A 20,218-nucleotide genomic window follows, 5' to 3' on the forward strand; every position below is an offset into this window, starting at 1 on the left:
CCGGGCGGGGTGGGCGCGGCTCACTCCCCGTCCGGCCGCATCCGGAAGTCGTAGCGGGCCGGGAGCGGCGCGTCGTCGAGCCGCGCCCACAGCAGACCGATGCTCTCGGCGCCCTCCCTCAGGTCGGCGACCTCGAAGCCCTCGTCGAAGACGGCCCGCGCCCGCTCGCGCCGGCCCTCGGCGGCCAGCAGCTCCGCCTCCGTCAGCCGGAACCGGCCGCGGGCCCGGATCACGGGATCCAGTCGCTCCCACACGGCACGGGCGTCCGCCGTGCGCCCGGCCGCGAGCAGCGCCCCGGTCGCCTCCAGGCCGAGCGCGGCGGCGACGGCCGTCCACCGTTCGTCCCCGCCGGCACCGTCCGGCCCGTCCGGCCGGCGTGCGCACAGATCGTCGAAGGCATCCGCGTACCGGTCGGCGGCGCGCTCGTGGTGGCCGTCCTCCTGGTCGGCGACGGCGAGGCAGCGCAGCAGCGGCCAGCGGTCGGCGGCGGTCTTGAGTCCGCGCTCCCAGCTGCGCACCGCCTGCGCGCGGTCGTCGCCGTGCCACTGGGCGACTCCGAGGTGGTACTCGGCGAGGGGTGTGGCGGCCGTGGTCTCCAGCATGTCCCGCCAGGGCCGGGCGACCAGCGTCCCGCCGGGCGGCTCGTGGTGTTCCGGCTCGGGCAGTGCCCCGGCGCGCAGCAGGTGCAGCCAGGGCCGCTGTTCCTCGCCGAGGGTGTCCTCGTCGAAGGGGGTGCCGGGCAGTTTCCAGCCGGCCCGCAGCACTTCGAGCGCGCCCCAGCCCGACCCGGTGGCCAGGCGCTCGCCGGGCTCGGCGTCGGCGTACGGCAGCCAGGCGTCGTACGCGGCGTCGACGTCGGCCCGTGGCAGGGCGGCCTCGAGCCGGTCCTCGGCCCCGCGCAGCACGGTGTGCCAGTCGCCCTCCGGCGAGGCGTCGAGCGGCCCGTACGCCTCCAGCCAGGACACCTCGCTCTCCGCCTCCAGCCTGACGTGTTCGAGCTGGGTGCGGACGAGGCCGGCCTGGATCTCGCAGTAGCCGCCGGTGCCGGGCTCGGTGAGCCACTCCTGCCAGCGTCGGCCGCCGGGTCCGGTGCCCCACACGAACAGCTTGCGGCCCCGCAGCACGTCGGTCGAGGTCTGCACCAGCCCGTGCCCCTGCTCGTCGAGGGCGGCGATCCAGCGGCGCCGGTGGTCCGGCACCTCGTAGAAGTAGTCGGCGGCGTAGGTGCTGTTCAGCGGGTACGTCCGGTCGACGCCGTCGTACTCCGGCACGGGCACGCGGCGCAGTCGGCGTTCGTAGCCGATGGGGGTACCTCCCACGCCCTTCAGGCAGTGGGGGAGCCAGGCCTCGTCGGCGGGGGCGAGGACGTGGCGGTCCTCGGGGACGGCGATGTTGGACCACCAGTAGGTGGGCGCCGGGCGTTCGTGCGGGTTGCGGATCCGGGCGCCGACGTACAGGAAGTCCGAGCCGTCCGGCAGCCACAGGTCGACCTGGAAGGGCAGGTCGCGCAGCCGCTCCCACTCCCACAGGCGCAGCATCCGTCCGCCGTCGGGGGCGGGGACGAGGGCGGCGTGCACGGGTGAGCAGGACAGGGTGGTGTGGCCGGTGGCGCCGATGTTCCATTCGACGCCGCCGGAGAACCAGGCGCCGTTGAGGGCGAAGTTGGCGGGCTGGAGCACGGGGTTGACGTAGAGGAGTTCGCGGTCGGTCGGCTTGTGGCGGAGGGAGGCGATGCGGCCGCCGAGGGCCGGCAGGACGGTGGCCCGCAGCCGGTCGTTCTCGATGACGAGCGCGTCCAGCTCGCTCGGTTCGCGCCCGCGTCCGTAACCGTCCCGGACCTGGACGGGCAGCAGGCTGCGCAGTGGCTCGTAGTCGACCTGGCGGGCCATGTCGCGCGGCAGGTCCGCCCGGTCCCGGTCGTCGATGCGGTGGGCCTCGTCCAGGGGGCGCAGCGGCGGCAGGGGGTTGTCCGGACCCAGCGGCGCGGCGGGCAGGGTCAGTACCTCACGTCGGATCGTCGTCACGGTTCCCCATGGAAGCCGCTCACCGGCGCGGTGAACAGGGGCTCCGTCGGCCGGGCCGGGGCGACGTGGCTCACGTTTGATCCGGTGGGGGTGGTGCGGACAGGGCTTACGGTCGGGCGGTCGGCGCGTACGCACGCAGACGAAGGAGAGCGGGCACGTGAGTGAGCAGCACACCTACCGGGTGATCGTCCGGGGCACCTGGGACGGTCTGACCGAGGACGCCCGTGCCCGGTTGCCGGCCGAGGCGACGGTGACGGACCTGGACACGATGAAGATCAACCGGAAGTCACGGACTCGGCGGTGATCGCCCAGCGCTGGTGGTCGCGCCAGGCGCCGTCGATGTAGAGCATCCTCGGCGAGAAGCCCTCCAGGTGGAAGCCGCAGGCGCGGGCCAGCGCGATCGAGGCGGCGTTGCCCGGCTGCACGTTGATCTCCAGCCGGTGCAGCCGCATCGGTCCGAACGCGTACCGCACCACGAGGTCCAGCCCTTCGCGCATCAGCCCGCGGCCCGCCGCGTGCGCGAAGGCGCCGTAGCCGAGCGCGCCGCTGAGGAACCCGCCCTCGACGATGTTGTTGATGTTCACGAACCCGGCGATGGAGCTGCCGCGTGCGCCCCCGGAGGTCACGTCCGGGTCCTTCTCGCACACCAGGAACCCGGCCTTGGTGCGGTCCTCGATCAGCCGGCCCGCGTAGGCCTCGTACGCCTGGGCGCTGTCCGGCGGGAAGAGCCAGGGCTGGTGCAGGTCCTTGCTCTCCCGGGCCCGGGCGGTGAACTCGGCACCGTCCTCGTAGGTGAAGTACCGGATGCCCACGCGCGGGCCCTCGGCGAGGTGGCGGGACGGGGTGTGCGGCATGGGGTCAGCCTACGACGGTCAGCGCAGCGCCGGCCGGTCGAGGGTCAAGGTGCCCGCGTCCGCGTCGAGTTCCGCCGGCACGCCGAACGGGACGGTCAGCGCGCCCTCGCAGTGCCCGAACCCGAAGTCCTCGACGACCGGCACGCCGAGGCCGCCGAGCCGGTCGGCCAGCAGGGGCCGCAGCCGCTCGTAGGGCTCGCATCCCACCCACGAGCCGAGCAGCACGCCGCCGACCCCGTCGAGCCAGCCGGCGCGCAGCAACTGTGTGAGGTAGCGGTCGACGCGGTACGTCTCCTCCCCCACGTCCTCCAGGCACAGCAGCCCGCCGCGCGCGGAGGGACGGGCGTGCGGGGTGCCCAGTTCGGCGGCGAGCAGGGCGAGGCAGCCGCCCAGGGTGACGCCCCGGGCCCGGCCCGGCACCAGCGGGGTGCCGCCCGAGGTGATCACACGGACCGTCTCCGGGGCGAACAGGGTGGCCCGCAGGTGTTCCTGCGCCCGGGCGTTCTTGACGAAGTCGATCCCGGCCGCCATCGGACCGTGCAGGGTGGCCAGGCCTAGGCGGGTGGCGAACGCCTCGTGCAGCGCGGTGATGTCGCTGAAGCCGACGAACACCTTGGGACCGGCCGCCCGCATCGCCTCCCAGTCGAGCAGGTCGGCCATGCGCTGGACGCCGTACCCGCCGCGGGCGCACAGCACCGCGTCCACGGACGGGTCGCACCAGGCGGCCTGGAGGTCGGCGGCCCGGTCGGCGTCGGTGCCCGCGAGATAGTCGAAGGTGCCGTGCCGGTCCAGCACGTGCGGTGCCACGACCGGGTCCAGGTCCCAGCCGCGCAGCACGTCCAGGCCCGCCTGGAGCCGCTCCTCGGGCACGGGGCCGCTGGGCGCGACGACGGCCACCCGGGCGCCGGGGGCGAGCCGGGCCGGCCGGACCATCTCTTCCACCTTGCTCACCGGGTCAGCTCCAGGGTCGGCACTCCGGGCGGGGTCAGCCCGAAGGCCTGGGCGTAGAGCGAGAGTTCGGCCTCCAGAGCACGCACCATGGTCTCCGCCCGACGGAATCCGTGCCCTTCGCCCTCGAAGGCGAGGTAGGCGTGCGGCACTCCGCGGCCCGCCATGCGTTCGAGGAACCGCTCGCACTGCACGGGCGGGCAGATCACGTCGTCGAGTCCCTGGAGCAGCAGGAAGGGGGCGGTGACGTTCTCGGCGTGCTCGGCGGGCGACCGCTCGGTGTAACGGCCCGGGACCTCGGCGTACGGGCCGATCAGGCTCTCCAGGTACTGCGACTCGAAGTCGTGGGTCTCGCCGGTGCCCCAGCCGGTCAGGTCGAGGATCGGGTAGAGGATCGTGCCGCAGGCGTAGACGTCGGTGGTGGCCAGCGACGCGGCGGATGTCCAGCCGCCCGCGCTGCCGCCGCGCACGGCGAGCCGCTCCGGGTCCGCGGTGCCCTCCTCGGCGAGGGCGACGGCGACGGCCGCGCAGTCCTCGACGTCGACGACTCCCCATTGCTCGCGCAGCCGGTTGCGGTATTCCCGGCCGTGCCCGCTGGAGCCGCCGTAGTTGACCTCGGCGACGCCGATGCCGCGGGAGGTGAAGTAGGCGATCTCCAGGTCGAGGACGAGCGGGGAACGGCTGGTGGGGCCGCCGTGCGCCCAGATGACGTACGGCGGCAGTTCGCCGTCCGGGGCGCGGCAGCCGGGGTTGTGCGGCGGATAGAGGTGGGCGTGGATCTCGCGTCCGCCCGGCCCCGGGAAGGTGCGGATCCGCGGCTGCGGGTAGTAGGCCGGGTCGGTGGCGTCCTCGTGCGGGGCGCCGATCACTCGGGCGTGGCCGGTGCGGGCGTCCAGCTCGACGACCTCGTAGCCGCTGTGCGGGCTCGCGCCCACGCCGACGATCCGCTCCCCGTGCGCGGCGAGGGCCGGTGCGAACTCGGTCCAGGGGCCCGCCGCGTCGGCGACCTCGCCGGTCTCGGGGTCGAGTATGCCGAGGACCGCGGCGCCCCGGCCGTGCAGGACGGCGATCAGGCCGCTGTCCAGGGGCGCGAACCAGCGCTGCCCGAGCTTCCACAGCGGCCCGCCGAACTCCTCCTCGCGGGCGCACAGGGGCTGCCCGTCGCGGTAGAGGTTCCACCAGCCGGTGCGGTCGGAGGCGTACAGCAGGGTGCCGTCCGGGGCCCAGTCGACCTGGGCGATCGACTCCTCGGGCCCGCCGGCGACGGTCCGGGGTTCCTGGAACGTGCCCTCGGGGCCGACCTCGGCGACGATCAGCTCGGTGCCGTCCCAGGGCATGCGCGGGTGGTCCCAGGCGAGCCAGGCCGCGCGGTGCCCGTCGGGCGAGAGGCGGGGGCCGGTGACGAAGCGGTGCCGCTCGGGGGCGAGTTCGCGGACCGCGCCCCGGTCGTCGGCCGCGGAGCCGTCCAGCGGCACCGCCACCAGGAGACGGCGCAGGTCGGTGGGCCCCTCGCCGGTGAACTCCTCCAGGACGCACCACACCTCGCCGCGCTCGGGACGCGGGTCCGGCTCGATCCAGCGCAGCCCGCCGCCCACCGCGGACAGCGGCGTCAGCGGGCGCGGCTCACCGCCGCCCGGAGCGAAGGCGTACAGCCGCTGGTCGGCGAAGTTCACGAAGACCACGAGCGGACCGGCGTCGGTCGTGACCGCACCCCACGGACGGCCGCCGTACTCGATGACACGGCTGCGTACGTTCCACGGTGCGGGCAGCACCGGCTCCTCGGTGCCGTCGGCGTGCCGCCGCACCAGGGTCCGCCGCCCGCCCTCGGTGGGCCGGGGCGCGGTCCACCACACCTCGTCGCCGACGAAGCCGACGTCGTCGGGCCGTCCGTCGTGCGCGGCGGCGAGGGCCGCGTCGACGGGCGAGGGCCACGATCCGTACGAAAGAGTCGGCACTGACTCCCCCACGTTCTCCTCCAAGTGCTCGTTCGCTCGGGTACCGGGCCCCGGGTCTGTCTCTAGGCGGTGCGCAGGAAGCGGTCCAGGACGCGGGCTCCGAAGTGCAGCGCCTCGACGGGGACCCGTTCGTCCACGCCGTGGAAGAGGGCCTGGTAGTCGAAGCCCTCGGGCAGCTTCAGCGGCGCGAAGCCGTAGCCGGTGATGCCTAGCCGGGAGAACTGCTTGGCGTCCGTGCCCCCGGACATGCAGTACGGCACGACGTGCCCCTCGGGCGCGAACTCCTCCACCGCCGCGCGCATCCGGGCGTACGTCGGCGAGTCCACCGGCGCCTGGAGGGCCACCTCGCGGTGGACGAACTCCCAGTCCACGTCCGGCCCGGTGAGCCGGTCGAGGGTGCTGCGGAACTCCTCCTCGCCGCCGTGCAGGAACCGCCCGTCGACGTGGGCGACGGCCTCTGCGGGGATGACGTTGACCTTGTACCCGGCGTCCAGCATGGTCGGGTTGCCGCTGTTGCGGACGGTGGCCTCGACCAGCTTGGCGGCCGGGCCGAGCTTGTCCAGCAGCGCGTCGACGTCGTTCAGGTCGGTCTCGATGCCGTAGACGGCGGCGATCTCGGTCAGGGCGGCGCGCACGGTCGGGGTGAGGCGCAGCGGCCACTCGTGAGCGCCGATGCGGGTGATCGCGGCGGCGAGCCGGGTGACCGCGTTCTCCCGGTTCACCTTCGAACCGTGCCCGGCCCGTCCGCGCGCGGTGAGCTTGAGCCAGCCCGTACCGCGCTCACCGGCGGCGATGGGATAGAACTGCCGCCCGGCCCCGTCGTGGAAGGTGAACGCCCCGGACTCGCTCACGCCCTCGGTACAGCCCTCGAACAGCGCGGCGTGCCGGTCGGCGAGGAAGCCGGAGCCGTCCTCGGCACTGGCCTCCTCGTCGGCGGTGAACGCGATCACCACGTCCCGCCGGGGCCGTACCCCCTGCCGGGCCCAGTCGCGCACGACCGCGAGGATCATCGCGTCCATGTTCTTCATGTCGACCGCGCCGCGCCCCCAGACGACGCCGTCGCGGATCTCCCCGGAGAAGGGGTGCACGCTCCAGTCGGCGGCCTCGGCGGGCACCACGTCCAGGTGACCGTGGACCAGCAGCGCGTCGGCCGACGGGTCGGTGCCCTCGATGCGGGCCACGACGTTGGTGCGGCCCTCGGTCCGCTCCAGCAGCGTGGGCTCGATCCCGGCCTCGGCGAGCCGCGCGGCGGCGTACTCGGCGGCGGGCCGCTCCCGGCAGTCGCCGCCGCCCCGGTTCGTGGTGTCGATCCGGATCAGCTCGGAGGTGAACCGGACGACCTCGTCCAGCGCCTGCGCGTCGGTGTCCGGTCCGGTGCCCGTCTGCTCAGCCATACTGCTCCTCCACCGCCGCAGAGACGATCGTCGTGACCGCCTTGAACGTCCGGATCGCCTCGAACATCGTGTCGTGCGTGTAGGCCACCTTCCGCTCGCCGACCTGCGCCACCCCGGGCACGACGGTCGCGGCCGCAGCCAGATGCTCGGCGTCGAACTCCAGGGCGAGGGTGAAGGGCCCGCCGCTGACCGGCTCGTGGCGCACCGCGAGCGCGGCGGCCTCCTTGGCCGCGGCCCGGATGTCGGCGGCGGTCCTGGCGGGCGTGCGGCACACGGCCGCGTACCGCGACACATGGTCCTTGACCGCGACCTTGCGCGCCTCGGGCGCGTACCCGAGCGCGTCCTCGCAGGCCACGTCGTCCCCGGTGACCAGCACCACGGGCACTCCGTACTCGGCGACCACGTGTGCGTTGAGCAGACCCTCGCTGGCCCGTACGTCGTTCAGCCAGACGCCGGTGAGCTGGTTGGCGAGGTAGGTGTGCGCGAGGACGCCCTCCATGCCGGCGCCCGCGTGGTAGCCGACGAACGCGATGCCGTCCACGTCCCCGTGCTGGACGCCCTCCACCATGGACAGCGCCTTGTGCCGCCCGGTGAGCATCTGCGTGCGCTCGTCGAGCCGCTCCAGGAGCAGGTTGCGCATGGTCCAGTGCGCCTCGTTGACCAGCACCTCGTCGGCACCGCCGTCGAAGAATCCCAGCACGGCCGCGTTCACGTCCGAGGTGAACATCGACCGGCACCGCTCCCACTGCGGCGTCCCCGGCAACACGTCGGCCGGCCAGGTGACACCGGTGGCGCCTTCCATGTCGGCACTGATGAGGATCTTCATGTGGCGTCACGTTACGCGGTCCCGTCGAGCCTCAGCCAGGCCTGTGGATAACTCTCACCGGTCCAGACCAATAATCGGTCAGCCCTGGTCAGGCCCCACGTCACGCACGCCGGCCCGCCACCACCCACGTCGACGGCAGCTCGATGCGGGTGCCGTCCGGCGTGTACTCCGTGGTGGTCAGAGGAAGGTCGCCGCTCGCCAGGACGGTGAGGCCGGCCGCGCGGAGGTACTCCGGCACGGCCTCGTCGGGGACGGCGCCGGGGGTCAGGCCGTGGCGGAGCACGGGGGCGAGTTTGGCGGGCGGGCCGGCGGGACCCCGGGCCAGGCCCATCAGGACGGTCTTGGCGGCCGGGGAGGGCTCGACCAGGAAGGCGCGGCCGCGTTCGCCGAGGAGCGTGGCGAGGGCGTCGGCCAGCGGCTGGCGGTCGTCGGGCTCGCACTGGTGCAGGACGCCGCGGACGTAGACGTTGGCGTCGCCCAGCTCCGCGTGCAGGATCTCCGCCTCGGCCTTGTCCGCGGCGTCCAGTTGACGGTACGCGGCCACACCCGCCGGATCGGCGTGGCGGGCGTGGGTGAGGGCGGCCGTCGAGAGGTCGGCGCCGACGACGTGCGGAAAACGTTCGGCGAGGTAGCGGGTCTGGGTGCCGTTGCCGCAGCCCAGGTCGATCAGCGGCAGGCCGGGGTCGGTCAGGTGCGGCTCGAAGTAAGCCAGGTGGCGACCGGCGGTCAGTGTCGGCTCCGCGTCCCAGAACACCGCCCCCTGGCCCTCGGCGGCCTCGTTCCAGAAGCCTTCCCAGGCATCCCGGTACCGACTCGTCACGCTCATGCCCGCTCCCCAGGTGCGACGACGTACGAGCCCGCCGACGTCGACGGGTCCGTACGGTGTATCGCGCCCGGCGCACGGCCACAAGCGCCCGGCGCATTCCTTCACCGGTCGTTCGCGCCGGGCGGATCCGGGCCGCGGGCGGGCCCGGTGGGCTGCGGCGGTGAGCCGGGACAGGGTCGACGTGAACGGCGGCGGGGCGGGGACGCCCGGCGCATCGGCGCTAGCGGTACCGCGCGGGCAGCGTCAGTTCGAACCACACCGTCTTGCCCGCGTTGGTGCGGCTGGCGCCCCATTCACGGGCCAGGGTGCTGACGACCCTCAGACCGCGCCCGGTCTCGTCCGACGGGCCGGCGCTCTTCAGGGCGGGCAGGTCGTGGTCGTCGTCGTCCACCTCGCACAGCAGCGTGTCGGCACGGACCAGGCGCAGTTCGACGGGGCGGGCGTGCGCGTGGCGGACGGCGTTGGTGACGAGTTCGCTGACCATCAGCTCCGCCGGACCGGCCAGCTTCGGCAGCCCCCAGTCGTGGAGTTGCTCGCGGACCGCCGCGCGGGCGCGGCCCACCTCGGCCGGGTCGCGGGCGAGGCGCCACTCGGCGACGGCGTCGGGCTCGATGCCGGTCAGCCGGGCCATCAGCAGGGCGACGTCGTCCTTGCGGCCGCCGCGGATGCCCAGGGCGCGGATGATGGTGTCGCAGGCGTCGTCCATGGACGCGGCCGGGTGTGCGGCGGATTCGCAGAGGGTGGCGAGGCCGACGCCGATGTCCTCGCCGCGCACCTCCACCAGGCCGTCGGTGCACATCACCAGCCGGTCGCCGGGTGCCACCGGCACGCGCACCGACTCGAAGGGCACCCCTCCGACGCCGATCGGCGCCCCCGTCGGCAGGTCGATCAGCTCGCTGGCGCCGTCCTCGGCACGGACCAGGACGGGCGGGATGTGCCCGGCATTGGCGAGGTGCAGTTCCCCGGCGATGGGGTCGTACACGGCGTACAGGCAGGTCGCGAGGTGGGTGTCGCCGAGCCGTTGGGCGAGGTCGTCGAGGTTGCGCAGGAGCTGGGCGGGCGGCAGGTCGAGGCCGGCCATGGTCTGGACGGCGGTGCGCAGTTGCCCCATCATCGCGGCCGAGCCCAGCCCGTGACCCATGACGTCGCCGACGACGAGGGCGGTGCGGGCGCCGGGCAGCTTGACCGAGTCGAACCAGTCGCCGCCGACCCGGCCGAGCAACGTGCCCGGCAGGTAGCGGGTGGCGATGTCGCAGCCGGCCATGCGCGCGGGGATGTGCGGCAGCATGCTGTCCTGGAGCGTCTCTGCGACGTTCTCCTGGTGGGTGTACATGCGCGCGTTGTCGAGTACGAGCCCCGCGCGGGCGGCGAGTTCGGCGCCGGTGACGCGGTCCATGTCGTTGAAGACGGGCCGCTCCGGGTGCCGGAGCAGGACCATGAAGCCGAGGACGACGTTGCGCGCCTTCAGCGGCACCAGCAGCATCGAGCGGCCCGTGATGAGCGGCCGGATGTCCCGCTTCTCGAACTGGGAGGCGATGGCGTGGCCCATCTCCTCGGTGATGCGGGGCACCAGGACCGGCTCGCCGCTGGTCATGCACTGGAAGAAGGGGGTGTGCGCCGGGAAGGGCATCGCCTCGCCGACCGGTACGACGTCGTCCCAGCGGCCGGGTTCGTCGGTGTGCTCCAGGGCGACCCGGTGCCACATCGTCGTCGTGTCGGGCACGCCGTCGGGGAAGCCCTCCCCCGCGACGACCTGTTCGCGCAGATAGGTGCCGGCGACGTCGGTGAAGCGGGGGACGACCGCCCGGCTGACTTCGAGGATGGTCCGCGAGAGGTCCAGCGAGGTGCCGATCGCGCCGCTGACCTCGTTGAGGAACTCAAGGCGTTCGCGGACGGCGGCGTACTCCAGGTCCTCGGCCTCGTCCAGCAGCTCCTCCGGCACTGGCTCACCGGCCGCCAGTGCCCGCGCGGCCCGCTCGCGGCGCGCCCGGCGCTCGGCACGCCGGGGCACGCCCCAGTCGGGGGTGACGGGCACCCGGTCGTTCTGGCTGAACTCAAGGATGGGATAGCCCAGTTCGAGGACCTGCGCGACGATGCGGGCGCTCTCGCCGACGCTCGTGCTGGGCAGGATCTCGGGGAGGCGGCGGGCGAGTTCGTCGGCGCCGGGGAAGTCGGTGTGCAGGGCGAATCCGGGCGCGATCCGCTCGACGACGGTCGCCCCGGCGCTCCCGTCGGCGTAGTCCCGGCGCAGCCCGTCCGCGTCGGCGGCCAGCACGAGCAGCCGCTCCGGACCTGGTCCCACCAGGGGGTACGCCCACCAGAGCACGTCGACGCGGTTGTCGGCCGGCACGGTCAGCCGGGCGCGGCCTGCCGCCGGGTAGGACAGCCGCCCGTCGAGGGAGGACTCCAGGCCGGGCCCCAGGCCGTCGTGGTCCGGGTACGAGCCGTAGGCCAAGTCGTCGCCCCCGGTCCCGGCCGCGGTCCCGTCCCCGGGGAGCACGCCCGAGACGGGCAGCAGGTCGGGGGCGGGCCGGCCGATCGCCGCTTCCTTGGGCAGGCCGAACAGCCGCCGTGCGCCTCGGCTCCAGTGGGAGACCAGTCCGTCGCGGTCCACCACGACGACGGCCAGTGGGACGCGGCCCGTCACGGGGTCGGCCGGCACGGTGTCGGGTCCGGCCCGGTGGCCGGGAGGTGCGTCCCGCTCGGTGCCATGGTCCATGGCGTCAGGCCCTCTCTGCCCACGGCTCCGCAAGATCTGTGTCGCCGTCACCACCGTACGGTGGTGGCCGGTGACCATGTGCGGCAACGGGGGAATTGGTGGCGCGCGAACACACCGGCGCGCGCCCGCGCGCCGGTGGCCGGTCTCAGTCCTCGTGTCCGAGCTGCAGGTCGCGTTCCGTGCGGCCGCCGCCGGCCACCTGGAGCACGGTCGCGACGGGCGGGTATCCGGCCGCGATGACGGTGTACTCGCCGGACGACAGGTCCACGAACCGGAACGTGCCGTCGGGCCCGGTGGTCAGGGTGTCCACCACGTTGCCCGCCGCGTCGAGCAGCGTCACGCGCGCGTCCTCGACGACCCGTCCGCCGCCGGCCCGCACGGTGCCGCGCAGCACGGCGCCGCCTGCCAGTTCGACGTCCTGGCGGGTCTCCCGGGCGGCCTGGACGCTGACCGGCAGCGCGGCCGGGCGGAAGGCGGGGGCGCTGGCGGCGAGGGTGTACTCGCCGGCCACCAGCTCGGTGATGACGTAGCCGCCCTCGCGTCCGCTGCGGGTGGTGGAGACGACCTCGCCGTGGACGTTGGTGAGGGTGACGATCGCGTCGCGCACGGGGCTGCCGTCGGCGGTCAGCACGCTGCCCGCCAGGCGTCCGGCGCCGCCGAGGACGACGTCCAGTTCGACCGGGCGTTCGCCGACGGTGACGGAGACCGCCTGCGGCTGGTGGCCGCCGGCCGCGGCGATCAGGACGTACGCCCCGGAGCCGGGTGTGGCCAGCGCGTACCGTCCGTCGTCGCCGCTGGCGCCCCGGCCGATCTGCTGGCCGCCGACGTCGATGAGGGTGAGCGCCGCGCGCGGCACGACGGTGCCGTCGGGGTGCTGCACCGTGCCGCAGACGGGGATGCCGCCGGCGTAGGGCGACCGGGCCGGCGGGACCTGGGCGGCCGGCTGCGCCTGCGGTGCGTACTGCGCGTGCTGCGCGGTCTCCGGCTCGGTGACGGGGGCGTTGTGGGACACCAGTGGTTTCTCCTTGAGGAAGAGGGCGATGAGGAGCCCGAGGACGAGCACCGGCACCAGGTAGAGGAAGATCCGCGGCATGGCGTCGGCGTACGCCCCGATGTAGGCGTCGCGCAGCGCCGGGGGCAGGGAGTGGACGAGCTGGGGGGTGATGGCCTCGGCGTCGGGGAGCTCGGCCCCCGCTTCGGCGGGGATCCGGTCGGCCAGGGCGTCGGTGAGCCGGCCCGCGAAGAGGGTGCCGAACACGGCCGCGCCGACGCTGCCGCCGATCTGCCGGAAGTAGTTGTTGGCGCTGGTGGCGGTGCCCAGGTCGGCGGGGCGCACGGAGTTCTGGACGGCGAGGACGAGGACGGGCATCACCATGCCGATGCCGGCGCCGAGGACGGCCATCCAGATGCTGTAGTGCAGCCGGGGCGTGTCGGTGTCGAGGCGGGAGAGCAGCCACATGCCGACGACGGACAGCGCGCTGCCGAGGATCGGGTGGATCCGGTAGTGACCGGTGCGGCTGATGAGCTGTCCGGAGATGATCGAGGCGCCGACGACGCCGCCCATCATCGGGAGCATCAGCAGGCCGGATTCCGTGGCGCTGGCTCCGTCGACCATCTGGAGGAAGGTCGGCAGGTAGCTGGCGGCGCCGAACAGGGCGACGCCGATGACGAGGCCTACCAGGGCGGTGACGTTGAAGATGGAGTCCCGGAACAGGCGCAGCGGGATCAGCGGTTCGGGCGCGAAGCGCTCGGCGACCAGGAAGAGCAGGGTGGTCCCGGCCGCTCCGGCGGCGAGACCGAGGATCGTCTTCGACCCCCACTCGTACTCGGTGCCGCCCCAGCTGGTGAGCAGCACCAGGCAGGTGGAGGCGGCGGCGAGCAGCAGGGCGCCGAGGATGTCGAGGCGGGGCTTGACCCGCGGCCTGGGCAGCTTGAGGACGACGGCGACGACGGCCATGGTGACCAGGCCGAAGGGCACGTTGATGTAGAAGCACCAGCGCCAGGAGAGGTGGTCGGTGAAGTAGCCGCCCAGCAACGGGCCCGCGACCGAGGCGAGTCCGAAGGCGGCACCGATCAGACCCATGAAGCGGCCGCGCTCGCGGGGCGGCACGATGTCCGCGATGATCGCCTGTACGCCGATCATCAGGCCGCCGGCGCCGACGCCCTGCACCGCGCGGAAGGCGATCAGCTGGTCCATGCTCTGCGCGCGTCCGGCGAGCGCGGAGCCGACGACGAAGACCAGGATGGCGAACTGGAAGACGCCCTTGCGGCCGAAGAGGTCGCCGAGCTTGCCGTAGATCGGCAGACCGACGGTCGAGGTGAGCAGGTACGCGGTGATCGCCCAGGACATCCGGTCCAGGCCGTGCAGCTCGCCGACGATCTTCGGCAGCGCCGTGGCGACGATCATCTGCTCGAGGGCGGCGAGCAGCAGCGCCAGCATCAGCCCGACGAAGACCAGCCGGACCCGGCGCGGGCTCAGCCCGGGGTCCCGGTCCCGATCCGGCTCCGGCTCCGGTCCGGCAGCGGGAGGTTCGGGTGGCTCCTGGGGAGCGACGACCGGTTCGTCCTGCACCGGATCCTGCACCAGAGTGATCCCGCCCACGTACCGCTCCCCTCGTCACACCTGCTCACATTTGCCACCTGAGGCGACAACTGCGAACAAGTGCGACGAGTTACGGAAGTACGACGGGTTCGCGCGGAGATCACTCGAACCGGTGAGGCGCCCAACGGGCGTCGCACGCTTGCCCTTTGGCTACTTCTCGACCTCGGCGGCGAGCTTGGTGAGCATGGCGTCGTAGATCCGGGCGAGGCCCTTGGGCGCGAAGGTCTTCTCGAAGAAGCCGCCGACACCGCCGGCACCCTGCCAGGTGGTGACCACGACGACCCGGGACTTGCCCTCGCCCGCCGGGGTGACCCGCCAGGTGGTGACCATGGAGGAGTTGCGGTCCTTCTCGACCAGCTCGCCGTCGGTCGGCTCGGTGACCTCCAGCAGGCAGTCACGGATGCGCTTGCTGGTGGCCTGCAGCTTCCAGTGCACGAGGGCGCCCTCGCCGTCGCCGCCCTCACGGACCTCGTACTCGCTGAAGTGCTCGGGCAGCAGCTTCTCGCGGGTGCCGCTGTAGTCGGCGAGGGTGTCGAACACCGTCTCCGCGTCCGCTGCGACGATCCGCTCCGTCGTCGCCTCGACCTGCGCCATCGGGTTCCTCCAGGGCCTGGTTCTCGGGTTCGGGGCAAGCCAACCACCCCACCGCGCGGCCACCAAATCGGGGGGCGCGAAGCGGCCCCGCGCGACTCACCCGCACGATCAAGGGAACAAGTGTTCTATTGTGTCGGCCAGTGCTACCGAGGAGGCCGCAATGCGCTGGGAGAACCTCACGGACTCCGACCACGCCCGGGCAGCGGACACCGCGCTGTTCGGCGCGGACGCCGTCACCACCCGCACGTTCGACACGCCCGAGTTCAGAGGCATCACCTTCCACGAGGTGCGGGCCCGCTCGATCCTGAACCGGGTGCCGGGGGCCTCGCGCATGCCGTTCGAGTGGACGGTGAACCCCTACCGGGGCTGCACGCACGCGTGCGTCTACTGTTTCGCGCGCAAGACGCACAGCTACCTGGACCTCGACACGGGGCTCGGTTTCGACTCCCAGATCGTCGTCAAGGTGAACGCGCCCGAGCTGCTGCGCCGTCAGCTGGCCTCGCGCCGCTGGCAGGGCGAGCACGTCGCGATGGGCACCAACGTCGACTGCTACCAGCGCGCGGAGGGCCGCTACCGGCTGATGCCGGGCATCATCGAGGCCCTCACCGAGCGGGCGAACCCCTTCTCGATCCTCACCAAGGGCACGCTGATCCTGCGCGACCTGGACCTGCTGACCCGGGCGGCCCGGGTGACGGACGTGGGGATATCGGTCTCGGTCGGTTTCACCGACGCGGAGCTGTGGCGCACCGTGGAGCCGGGCACTCCGGCACCGGAGCGACGGCTGGAGGTCGTACGGGCCCTCGGCGAGCGCGGCATCGGCTGCGGGGTGCTGATGGCGCCGGTCATCCCCTTCCTCGGCGACGAGCCGGCCCAGCTGAGGGCCACCGTGCGCGCCATCGCCGCCGCCGGCGCCACCTCGGTGACGCCCCTGGTGCTGCATCTGCGCCCGGGCGCCCGCGAGTGGTTCATGGCCTGGCTCGGACAGCACCACCCACACCTGGTCCGCCGGTACGAGCGGCTGTACGCGGACGGCGCCTACGCCCCGAAGTGGTACCAGCGCCGGATCACCCGCCAGGTGCACGATCTGGCCCGCGAGTACGGCATCGGTCCCACGCGCGCGGGGATGCCCCGGAGGATCGCGGAGCCGGAGCCTTCCCACTCGACGGGGCCCGCGACCACCGAGCCGGTGCAGCTTTCCCTCATCTGACAGCCTGCGGGTACGAGTTCCGGTCGAAGAAGTCGGTCCCGCCCCGGTGAAAGGATCCTCCGTGACCTACGGCTGCATCGCCTCCATGAAGACCCGTCCCGGCTTCCGCGACGAGGTCGTCACCCTTCTCCTGAGCGCCGCCGGCGGGCTGCGGGAAGCCGGGTGCGACCTCTGTCTCGTGGGTCTGTCCGACGACGACGAGACGACGATCTGGGTGACCGAGGTATGGCGGACCCGGGAACATCACGACGCTTCGCTGGAACTGCCCGAGGCGAGGGACGCCATCGGCAGGGCCAGGCCGATGCTGACGGGAGAGTTCACCAGGCAGGAGGTGTCGGTCGCGGGCGGGCTGGGGCTCTGACGGCACCGTGAGCCCACCAGGAGCGTCGGAGCAAGGGCATTGGAGGGCATCTTCCGGCCCAATTGGGTCAACTATGGACAGCTCGCGTTCTTCCGAAGGCGCTCCCCGGGACGATCCGGCGAGGACCGCGACCCGCGCGGACCGCAGCCTCTCCGTCCTGGGAGTCCTGGGAGAACGCCATGAGACAACGCGCAGCCGTGCTGTGCGGCGCCGCCGTCATCGCCGCCGGGACCGTCACGGCCGTCCCCGCCGACGCGAGCACCCCCTGGCCCGCGCGCCCCGCTCCGCCCGCCGCGCCCGCCGCGGACCTGCACTGGAAGACGTGCGCCACGGAGGACTACCCGACGCTCCAGTGCGCGTCCCTCGAGGTGCCGCTCGACCACGCGCGTCCGCGCGGGAGGCAGATCACGCTGGCGCTGTCCCGCGTGCCGCACACCGCCGGGACGTACCAGGGCCCCTTGCTGGTGAATCCCGGCGGTCCTGGCGGCAGCGGGCTGACACTCGCCGGGTTCGTGGCGTCGTCGCTGCCCGCGGAGGTGGCCGCCCAGTACGACGTCGTCGGCTTCGACCCGCGCGGCGTCGGCAGGAGCACTCCCGCGCTGGACTGCCTGCCGGGGCACTTCGACCCCGTGCGTCCCGACTCGCTGCCGGACACGCCGGACGTCGAGCAGGCCAACCTGACGCGCGCCAAGTCATTCGCCGACGCCTGCGGCGACAAGTACGCGGACGTACTGCCGTACATCGACACGGTCAGCGCCGCGCGGGACGTGGACGCGATCCGCGCGGCGCTCGGCTCGGAGAAGGTCAACTACTTCGGCTACTCGTACGGCACCTACCTGGGCGCCGTCTACGCCAAGCTCTACCCGGGCCGGGTGCGGAGGCTGGTCCTGGACTCGGTCGTCGGCCCGGACGACGTCTGGTACGACGCCAACCTCAACCAGGACCTCGCCTTCAACGACCGCCACCGGGCGTTCCTGGCCTGGATCGCCGAGCACGACGCGGCGTACGGGCTGGGCACCGATCCCGAGCGGGTCGAGGCCGCCTGGTACGCCATGCGGGCGGCGCTGGCGAAACGGCCCGCCGCGGGGAAGGTCGGCGCCTCCGAGCTGGAGGACACCTACATGCCCGGCGGGTACTACAACGGCTACTGGCCCTACCTGGCCGAGGCGTTCGCCGCGTACGTCAACGACGAGGACACCGGCCCGCTCGTCGAGGCGTACGAGAACTTCGGTGCCCTGGACGCCTCCGGGGACAACGGGTACAGCGTCTACACCGCCGTCGAGTGCCGCGACGCGAGCTGGCCGCGCGACTGGGACGAGTGGCGCGACGACAGCTGGGACCTGTACGAGAAGGCGCCCTTCATGGTGTGGAACAACGCCTGGTACAACGCACCGTGCGCGTTCTGGCCCACGGCGTCCCGGCAGCCGGTGGACGTCGCCAACGGCGAGCTGCCCCCGGTACTGCTGTTCCAGGCGACCGGCGACGCGGCCACCCCGTACGAGGGCGGTGTCACCGCGCACCGCCTGCTGCGCGGCTCCGGCCTCGTCGTGGAGGAGGGCGGCGGGAACCACGGCATCACGCTGAGCGGGAACGACTGCCTGGACGAGCACCTGGCCGCCTACCTGGCCGACGGCACCGTGCCGCACGGCGACGGCGGCGCGGCGGACGCGGTGTGCCCGGCGCTGCCGGACCCGAAGCCGCTGGAGTCCAAGGCGGCTTCGACGTCCTCGCGCGGTTCGACCCTGCACGGGCTGCTCGGCTTCCGCGGCTAGCCGTTCCGTCCGCCACCCCGTCGGGGCGTTGTCAGTGCCGTGGTCCACGATGGACGCATGAGTGAGCTGACCAGGATCCCCGCCCCCGAGGGCGTCGCGCCCGCCGCGCAGTGCACCCATGTCGTCCTCGGCACCGGACGGTTCGTGGCCGTCTCGGGGCAGCTCGCCCTGGACGAGGACGGCAAGGTGGTCGGCGAGGGCGACCCCGCGGCCCAGGCCCGCCAGGTGTTCGAGAACCTGCGCCGGTGTCTGGCCTCGGCCGGAGCGACCTTCGACGACGTGGTGAAGCTGACCTTCTTCGTCACGGACATGGCGCACATGGGCGCGATCCGCGCGGCGCGCGCCGAGCACATACCGGACGACCGGCTGCCGGCCGCTTCGGCGGTACAGGTGGGCGCGCTGGTGCGGCCGGAGTTCCTCATGGAGATCGAGGCGTTCGCGGTCGTGGCGCCGTGAGCCTGCCGCCGGTGCGGGTGCGGGTGCGGGAGATGACCCTCGGCGACTGCGACCGCGTGTCCCGGATCCGCGTCCGGGGCTGGCAGACCGCCTACCGGGGACTGATGCCGCAGCCGTACCTCGACGCGATGGACGCCGCCGCCGACACCGAGCGGCGCCGCGCCCTGCTCGCAGGGGCCCCGGAGAACGTGGTGAACCTGGTCGCCGAGGACGACGGCGGCGAGGTCGTCGGCTGGGCCTGCCACGGCCCCTACCGGGACGGCGAGGTGCGCACCGCGGACGCCGAGTTGTACGCGATCTACGTCGACGCCGGACGGTTCGGCGCGGGCGTCGGGCAGGCCCTGCTCGGGGAGTCGGTACGCCGGTGCGCGGCCGCCGGGCACGCGCGCATGCTCCTGTGGGTGCTCAAGGGCAACGCCCGCGCCCGGCGCTTCTACGAGCGGGCGGGTTTCCGCCCCGACGGCGCCGAGGAGCCCTTCGTGGTGGAGGGGGTCGCGGTGCCGGAGGTGCGGTACGCGCGGCCGTTGAGCGGCTGACGGCCCGTCACCGCCCCGGCACCGGCCGGCGGCCTCTCACCGCTGCCTGCCCCGACGCTTCGGCGCCGAGCGGTCGTTGCTGGGCTCCGCCGTCGGCGCCGGGCGGCGACCTCCCACCGCTGCGTGCCCGGACACCGGCCGGGCGTTCCTCACGGCTGCCTGCTCGGCTCCGGCCGGGCGCTTCTCACCGCTGCCCCGGGATGCGCGCCAGCGCCCGCACCGCCGCCTCGGCCAGCGCCGGGTGGGCGAGGGCGTCGTTCAGGACGGGGCGGGCGCGGTCGTCGCCGAGGGTGCCGAGGCCCTCGACGCAGGCGAGCGCGACGCGCCGGTACGGGTCGTGCGGGCGCAGCCGCCGTTCCAGCGTGGTGATCAGCGCGGGCACCGCCTCGGGGGCTCGCAGCTCGACCAGCAGCCGCACCGGGTGCAGGGCGTAGGCGACCCGCAGCTCGTTGGTGGCGAGCGCCGCGGCCGCGCGTGCGGTGCGCGGGTCGCCGAGGCGGGCCAGGGCATGGGCGGCCGAGGCGCAGCGCGGCGGGTCGCGGTGGTTCAGCAGCAGTACGAGCGACTCGAAGGCCCGCCGGTCCCCCGCGACCCCCAGCCGGAAGGCGGCCAGTTCACGGGCCCACAGCGGGTGTCCCGGCTCGGTGAGCACCGCGGCCAGCTCGTCGTGGTCCACGGTCGCCAGGAGACGGTCGTACTGTGCCGGAGCGCCCGACGCCGCCGACTCGGCCCGTAAGCGCTCCGTGAGCACTCGCAACTCTTCGTCCATGACACCGAGGTTAAGCGCGTCACCCCACCCGTGGGACGTACATCACGAACACCGAGGGCTGGCGCGCTCGTTACCCGCGGGTTAACCTCAGACGAGCGGGTCATCCACTCGCAGCAACTCCTCACGGTGGTCTGGTGACGCAACCACCGGGAGAGCAGTCGGTCCGGTACCTCGGGTACCGCATCAGGACTCGGCCTCGGGACAGGGCCGGTCACAGGCCGCCGGGCGGGCGTGTGCGCGCCCTCCGCGACGGCACCGGGCGTGTGCGCCGTTCGAGCCCGGCAACACCCGCACTCCTTTCCTTCCTTCCGCACGCAGCCGGTGCGCCACGGCGCACCCGGGCGTGTTCCCGTCGTCACCCTCATTCCTGGAGTC

Annotated in this window: 17 protein-coding genes; 6 read left to right on the top strand and 11 right to left on the bottom strand. The window is 73.4% G+C overall.

The annotated features are described in order from the left end of the window. Positions 1-20 precede the first annotated feature (20 nt). Complete coding sequence (locus ABS735_RS24660; RefSeq protein ID WP_373900384.1) at positions 21-2,024, bottom strand: DUF5107 domain-containing protein; 2,004 nt, start codon at positions 2,022-2,024, stop codon at positions 21-23. Positions 2,025-2,181: 157 nt separating this feature from the next. Between ABS735_RS24660 and ABS735_RS24665 the strand changes: the two genes are divergently transcribed. After that, entirely contained in the window at positions 2,182-2,328 is a 147-nt protein-coding gene (locus ABS735_RS24665; protein WP_373900383.1) for a DUF6204 family protein, read from the top strand. On the opposite strand, the gene ABS735_RS24670 is transcribed toward ABS735_RS24665, so the two are convergent. From ABS735_RS24670 to ABS735_RS24710, 9 genes are all read right to left on the bottom strand, one after another. After that, complete coding sequence (locus tag ABS735_RS24670) at positions 2,300-2,878, bottom strand: GNAT family N-acetyltransferase (protein ID WP_373900382.1); 579 nt, start codon at positions 2,876-2,878, stop codon at positions 2,300-2,302. The genes ABS735_RS24665 and ABS735_RS24670 overlap by 29 nt on opposite strands. A gap of 18 nt (positions 2,879-2,896) precedes the next feature. Beyond that, complete coding sequence (locus ABS735_RS24675) at positions 2,897-3,820, bottom strand: S66 peptidase family protein (protein ID WP_373901256.1); 924 nt, start codon at positions 3,818-3,820, stop codon at positions 2,897-2,899. Between the two features lie 5 nt (positions 3,821-3,825). Next, the gene (locus tag ABS735_RS24680; protein WP_373900381.1) at positions 3,826-5,793 is read right to left on the bottom strand and encodes a prolyl oligopeptidase family serine peptidase; all 1,968 of its coding nucleotides are present in this window, start codon (positions 5,791-5,793) and stop codon (positions 3,826-3,828) included. 50 nt (positions 5,794-5,843) lie between these two features. After that, positions 5,844-7,175, bottom strand: a complete 1,332-nt coding sequence (locus ABS735_RS24685) for a M20/M25/M40 family metallo-hydrolase (RefSeq protein ID WP_373900380.1) — start codon at positions 7,173-7,175, stop codon at positions 5,844-5,846. Further along, positions 7,168-8,001 (bottom strand): M55 family metallopeptidase, encoded by an 834-nt coding sequence (locus tag ABS735_RS24690; protein ID WP_373900379.1) that lies wholly within the window; start codon positions 7,999-8,001, stop codon positions 7,168-7,170. Before ABS735_RS24690 ends, ABS735_RS24685 begins: the two co-directional genes overlap by 8 nt. 100 nt (positions 8,002-8,101) lie before the next feature. Beyond that, positions 8,102-8,827 (bottom strand): class I SAM-dependent methyltransferase, encoded by a 726-nt coding sequence (locus tag ABS735_RS24695; protein ID WP_373900378.1) that lies wholly within the window; start codon positions 8,825-8,827, stop codon positions 8,102-8,104. 220 nt (positions 8,828-9,047) lie between these two features. After that, on the bottom strand, positions 9,048-11,546 hold the full coding sequence (locus ABS735_RS24700) for a SpoIIE family protein phosphatase (protein WP_373900376.1): 2,499 nt from the start codon (positions 11,544-11,546) through the stop codon (positions 9,048-9,050). A 145-nt stretch (positions 11,547-11,691) separates the two neighbouring features. After that, complete coding sequence (locus ABS735_RS24705; protein WP_373900375.1) at positions 11,692-14,148, bottom strand: MFS transporter; 2,457 nt, start codon at positions 14,146-14,148, stop codon at positions 11,692-11,694. A gap of 150 nt (positions 14,149-14,298) precedes the next feature. After that, positions 14,299-14,742 carry an SRPBCC family protein gene (locus ABS735_RS24710; RefSeq protein ID WP_373900374.1) on the bottom strand — a complete coding sequence of 148 codons (444 nt, stop codon included), beginning with the start codon at positions 14,740-14,742 and terminating at the stop codon, positions 14,299-14,301. A gap of 160 nt (positions 14,743-14,902) precedes the next feature. Between ABS735_RS24710 and ABS735_RS24715 the strand changes: the two genes are divergently transcribed. The 5 genes from ABS735_RS24715 (at position 14,903) to ABS735_RS24735 (ending at position 19,074) form a co-directional block, all read left to right on the top strand. Beyond that, the gene (locus ABS735_RS24715) at positions 14,903-15,949 is read left to right on the top strand and encodes an Rv2578c family radical SAM protein (RefSeq protein ID WP_373900373.1); all 1,047 of its coding nucleotides are present in this window, start codon (positions 14,903-14,905) and stop codon (positions 15,947-15,949) included. Positions 15,950-16,010: 61 nt separating this feature from the next. Beyond that, positions 16,011-16,310, top strand: a complete 300-nt coding sequence (locus tag ABS735_RS24720; protein ID WP_373900372.1) for a putative quinol monooxygenase — start codon at positions 16,011-16,013, stop codon at positions 16,308-16,310. 179 nt (positions 16,311-16,489) lie between these two features. Next, on the top strand, positions 16,490-18,082 hold the full coding sequence (locus ABS735_RS24725; protein WP_373900371.1) for an alpha/beta hydrolase: 1,593 nt from the start codon (positions 16,490-16,492) through the stop codon (positions 18,080-18,082). Between the two features lie 57 nt (positions 18,083-18,139). Next, positions 18,140-18,538, top strand: a complete 399-nt coding sequence (locus ABS735_RS24730; RefSeq protein WP_373900370.1) for a RidA family protein — start codon at positions 18,140-18,142, stop codon at positions 18,536-18,538. Continuing rightward, positions 18,535-19,074, top strand: coding sequence for a GNAT family N-acetyltransferase (locus ABS735_RS24735; RefSeq protein ID WP_373900369.1), 540 nt, complete (start codon positions 18,535-18,537; stop codon positions 19,072-19,074). The genes ABS735_RS24730 and ABS735_RS24735 overlap by 4 nt, the downstream gene beginning before the upstream one ends. 184 nt (positions 19,075-19,258) lie before the next feature. On the opposite strand, the gene ABS735_RS24740 is transcribed toward ABS735_RS24735, so the two are convergent. After that, the gene (locus ABS735_RS24740; protein ID WP_373900368.1) at positions 19,259-19,843 is read right to left on the bottom strand and encodes an adenylosuccinate lyase; all 585 of its coding nucleotides are present in this window, start codon (positions 19,841-19,843) and stop codon (positions 19,259-19,261) included. Positions 19,844-20,218: the final 375 nt, after the last annotated feature.

The sequence above is a fragment of the Streptomyces sp. MMCC 100 genome, from assembly GCF_041538145.2.
Taxonomy (GTDB): Bacteria; Actinomycetota; Actinomycetes; order Streptomycetales; family Streptomycetaceae; genus Streptomyces.

Coding starts and splice junctions, on each gene's coding strand:
- ABS735_RS24670 (WP_373900382.1), bottom strand. CDS start 2,878: ATGCCGCACACCCCGTCCCGCCACCTCGCCGAGGGCCCGCGCGTGGGC.
- ABS735_RS24685 (WP_373900380.1), bottom strand. CDS start 7,175: ATGGCTGAGCAGACGGGCACCGGACCGGACACCGACGCGCAGGCGCTG.
- ABS735_RS24690 (WP_373900379.1), bottom strand. CDS start 8,001: ATGAAGATCCTCATCAGTGCCGACATGGAAGGCGCCACCGGTGTCACC.
- ABS735_RS24695 (WP_373900378.1), bottom strand. CDS start 8,827: ATGAGCGTGACGAGTCGGTACCGGGATGCCTGGGAAGGCTTCTGGAAC.
- ABS735_RS24700 (WP_373900376.1), bottom strand. CDS start 11,546: ATGGACCATGGCACCGAGCGGGACGCACCTCCCGGCCACCGGGCCGGA.
- ABS735_RS24710 (WP_373900374.1), bottom strand. CDS start 14,742: ATGGCGCAGGTCGAGGCGACGACGGAGCGGATCGTCGCAGCGGACGCG.
- ABS735_RS24715 (WP_373900373.1), top strand. CDS start 14,903: ATGCGCTGGGAGAACCTCACGGACTCCGACCACGCCCGGGCAGCGGAC.
- ABS735_RS24725 (WP_373900371.1), top strand. CDS start 16,490: ATGAGACAACGCGCAGCCGTGCTGTGCGGCGCCGCCGTCATCGCCGCC.
- ABS735_RS24730 (WP_373900370.1), top strand. CDS start 18,140: ATGAGTGAGCTGACCAGGATCCCCGCCCCCGAGGGCGTCGCGCCCGCC.
- ABS735_RS24740 (WP_373900368.1), bottom strand. CDS start 19,843: ATGGACGAAGAGTTGCGAGTGCTCACGGAGCGCTTACGGGCCGAGTCG.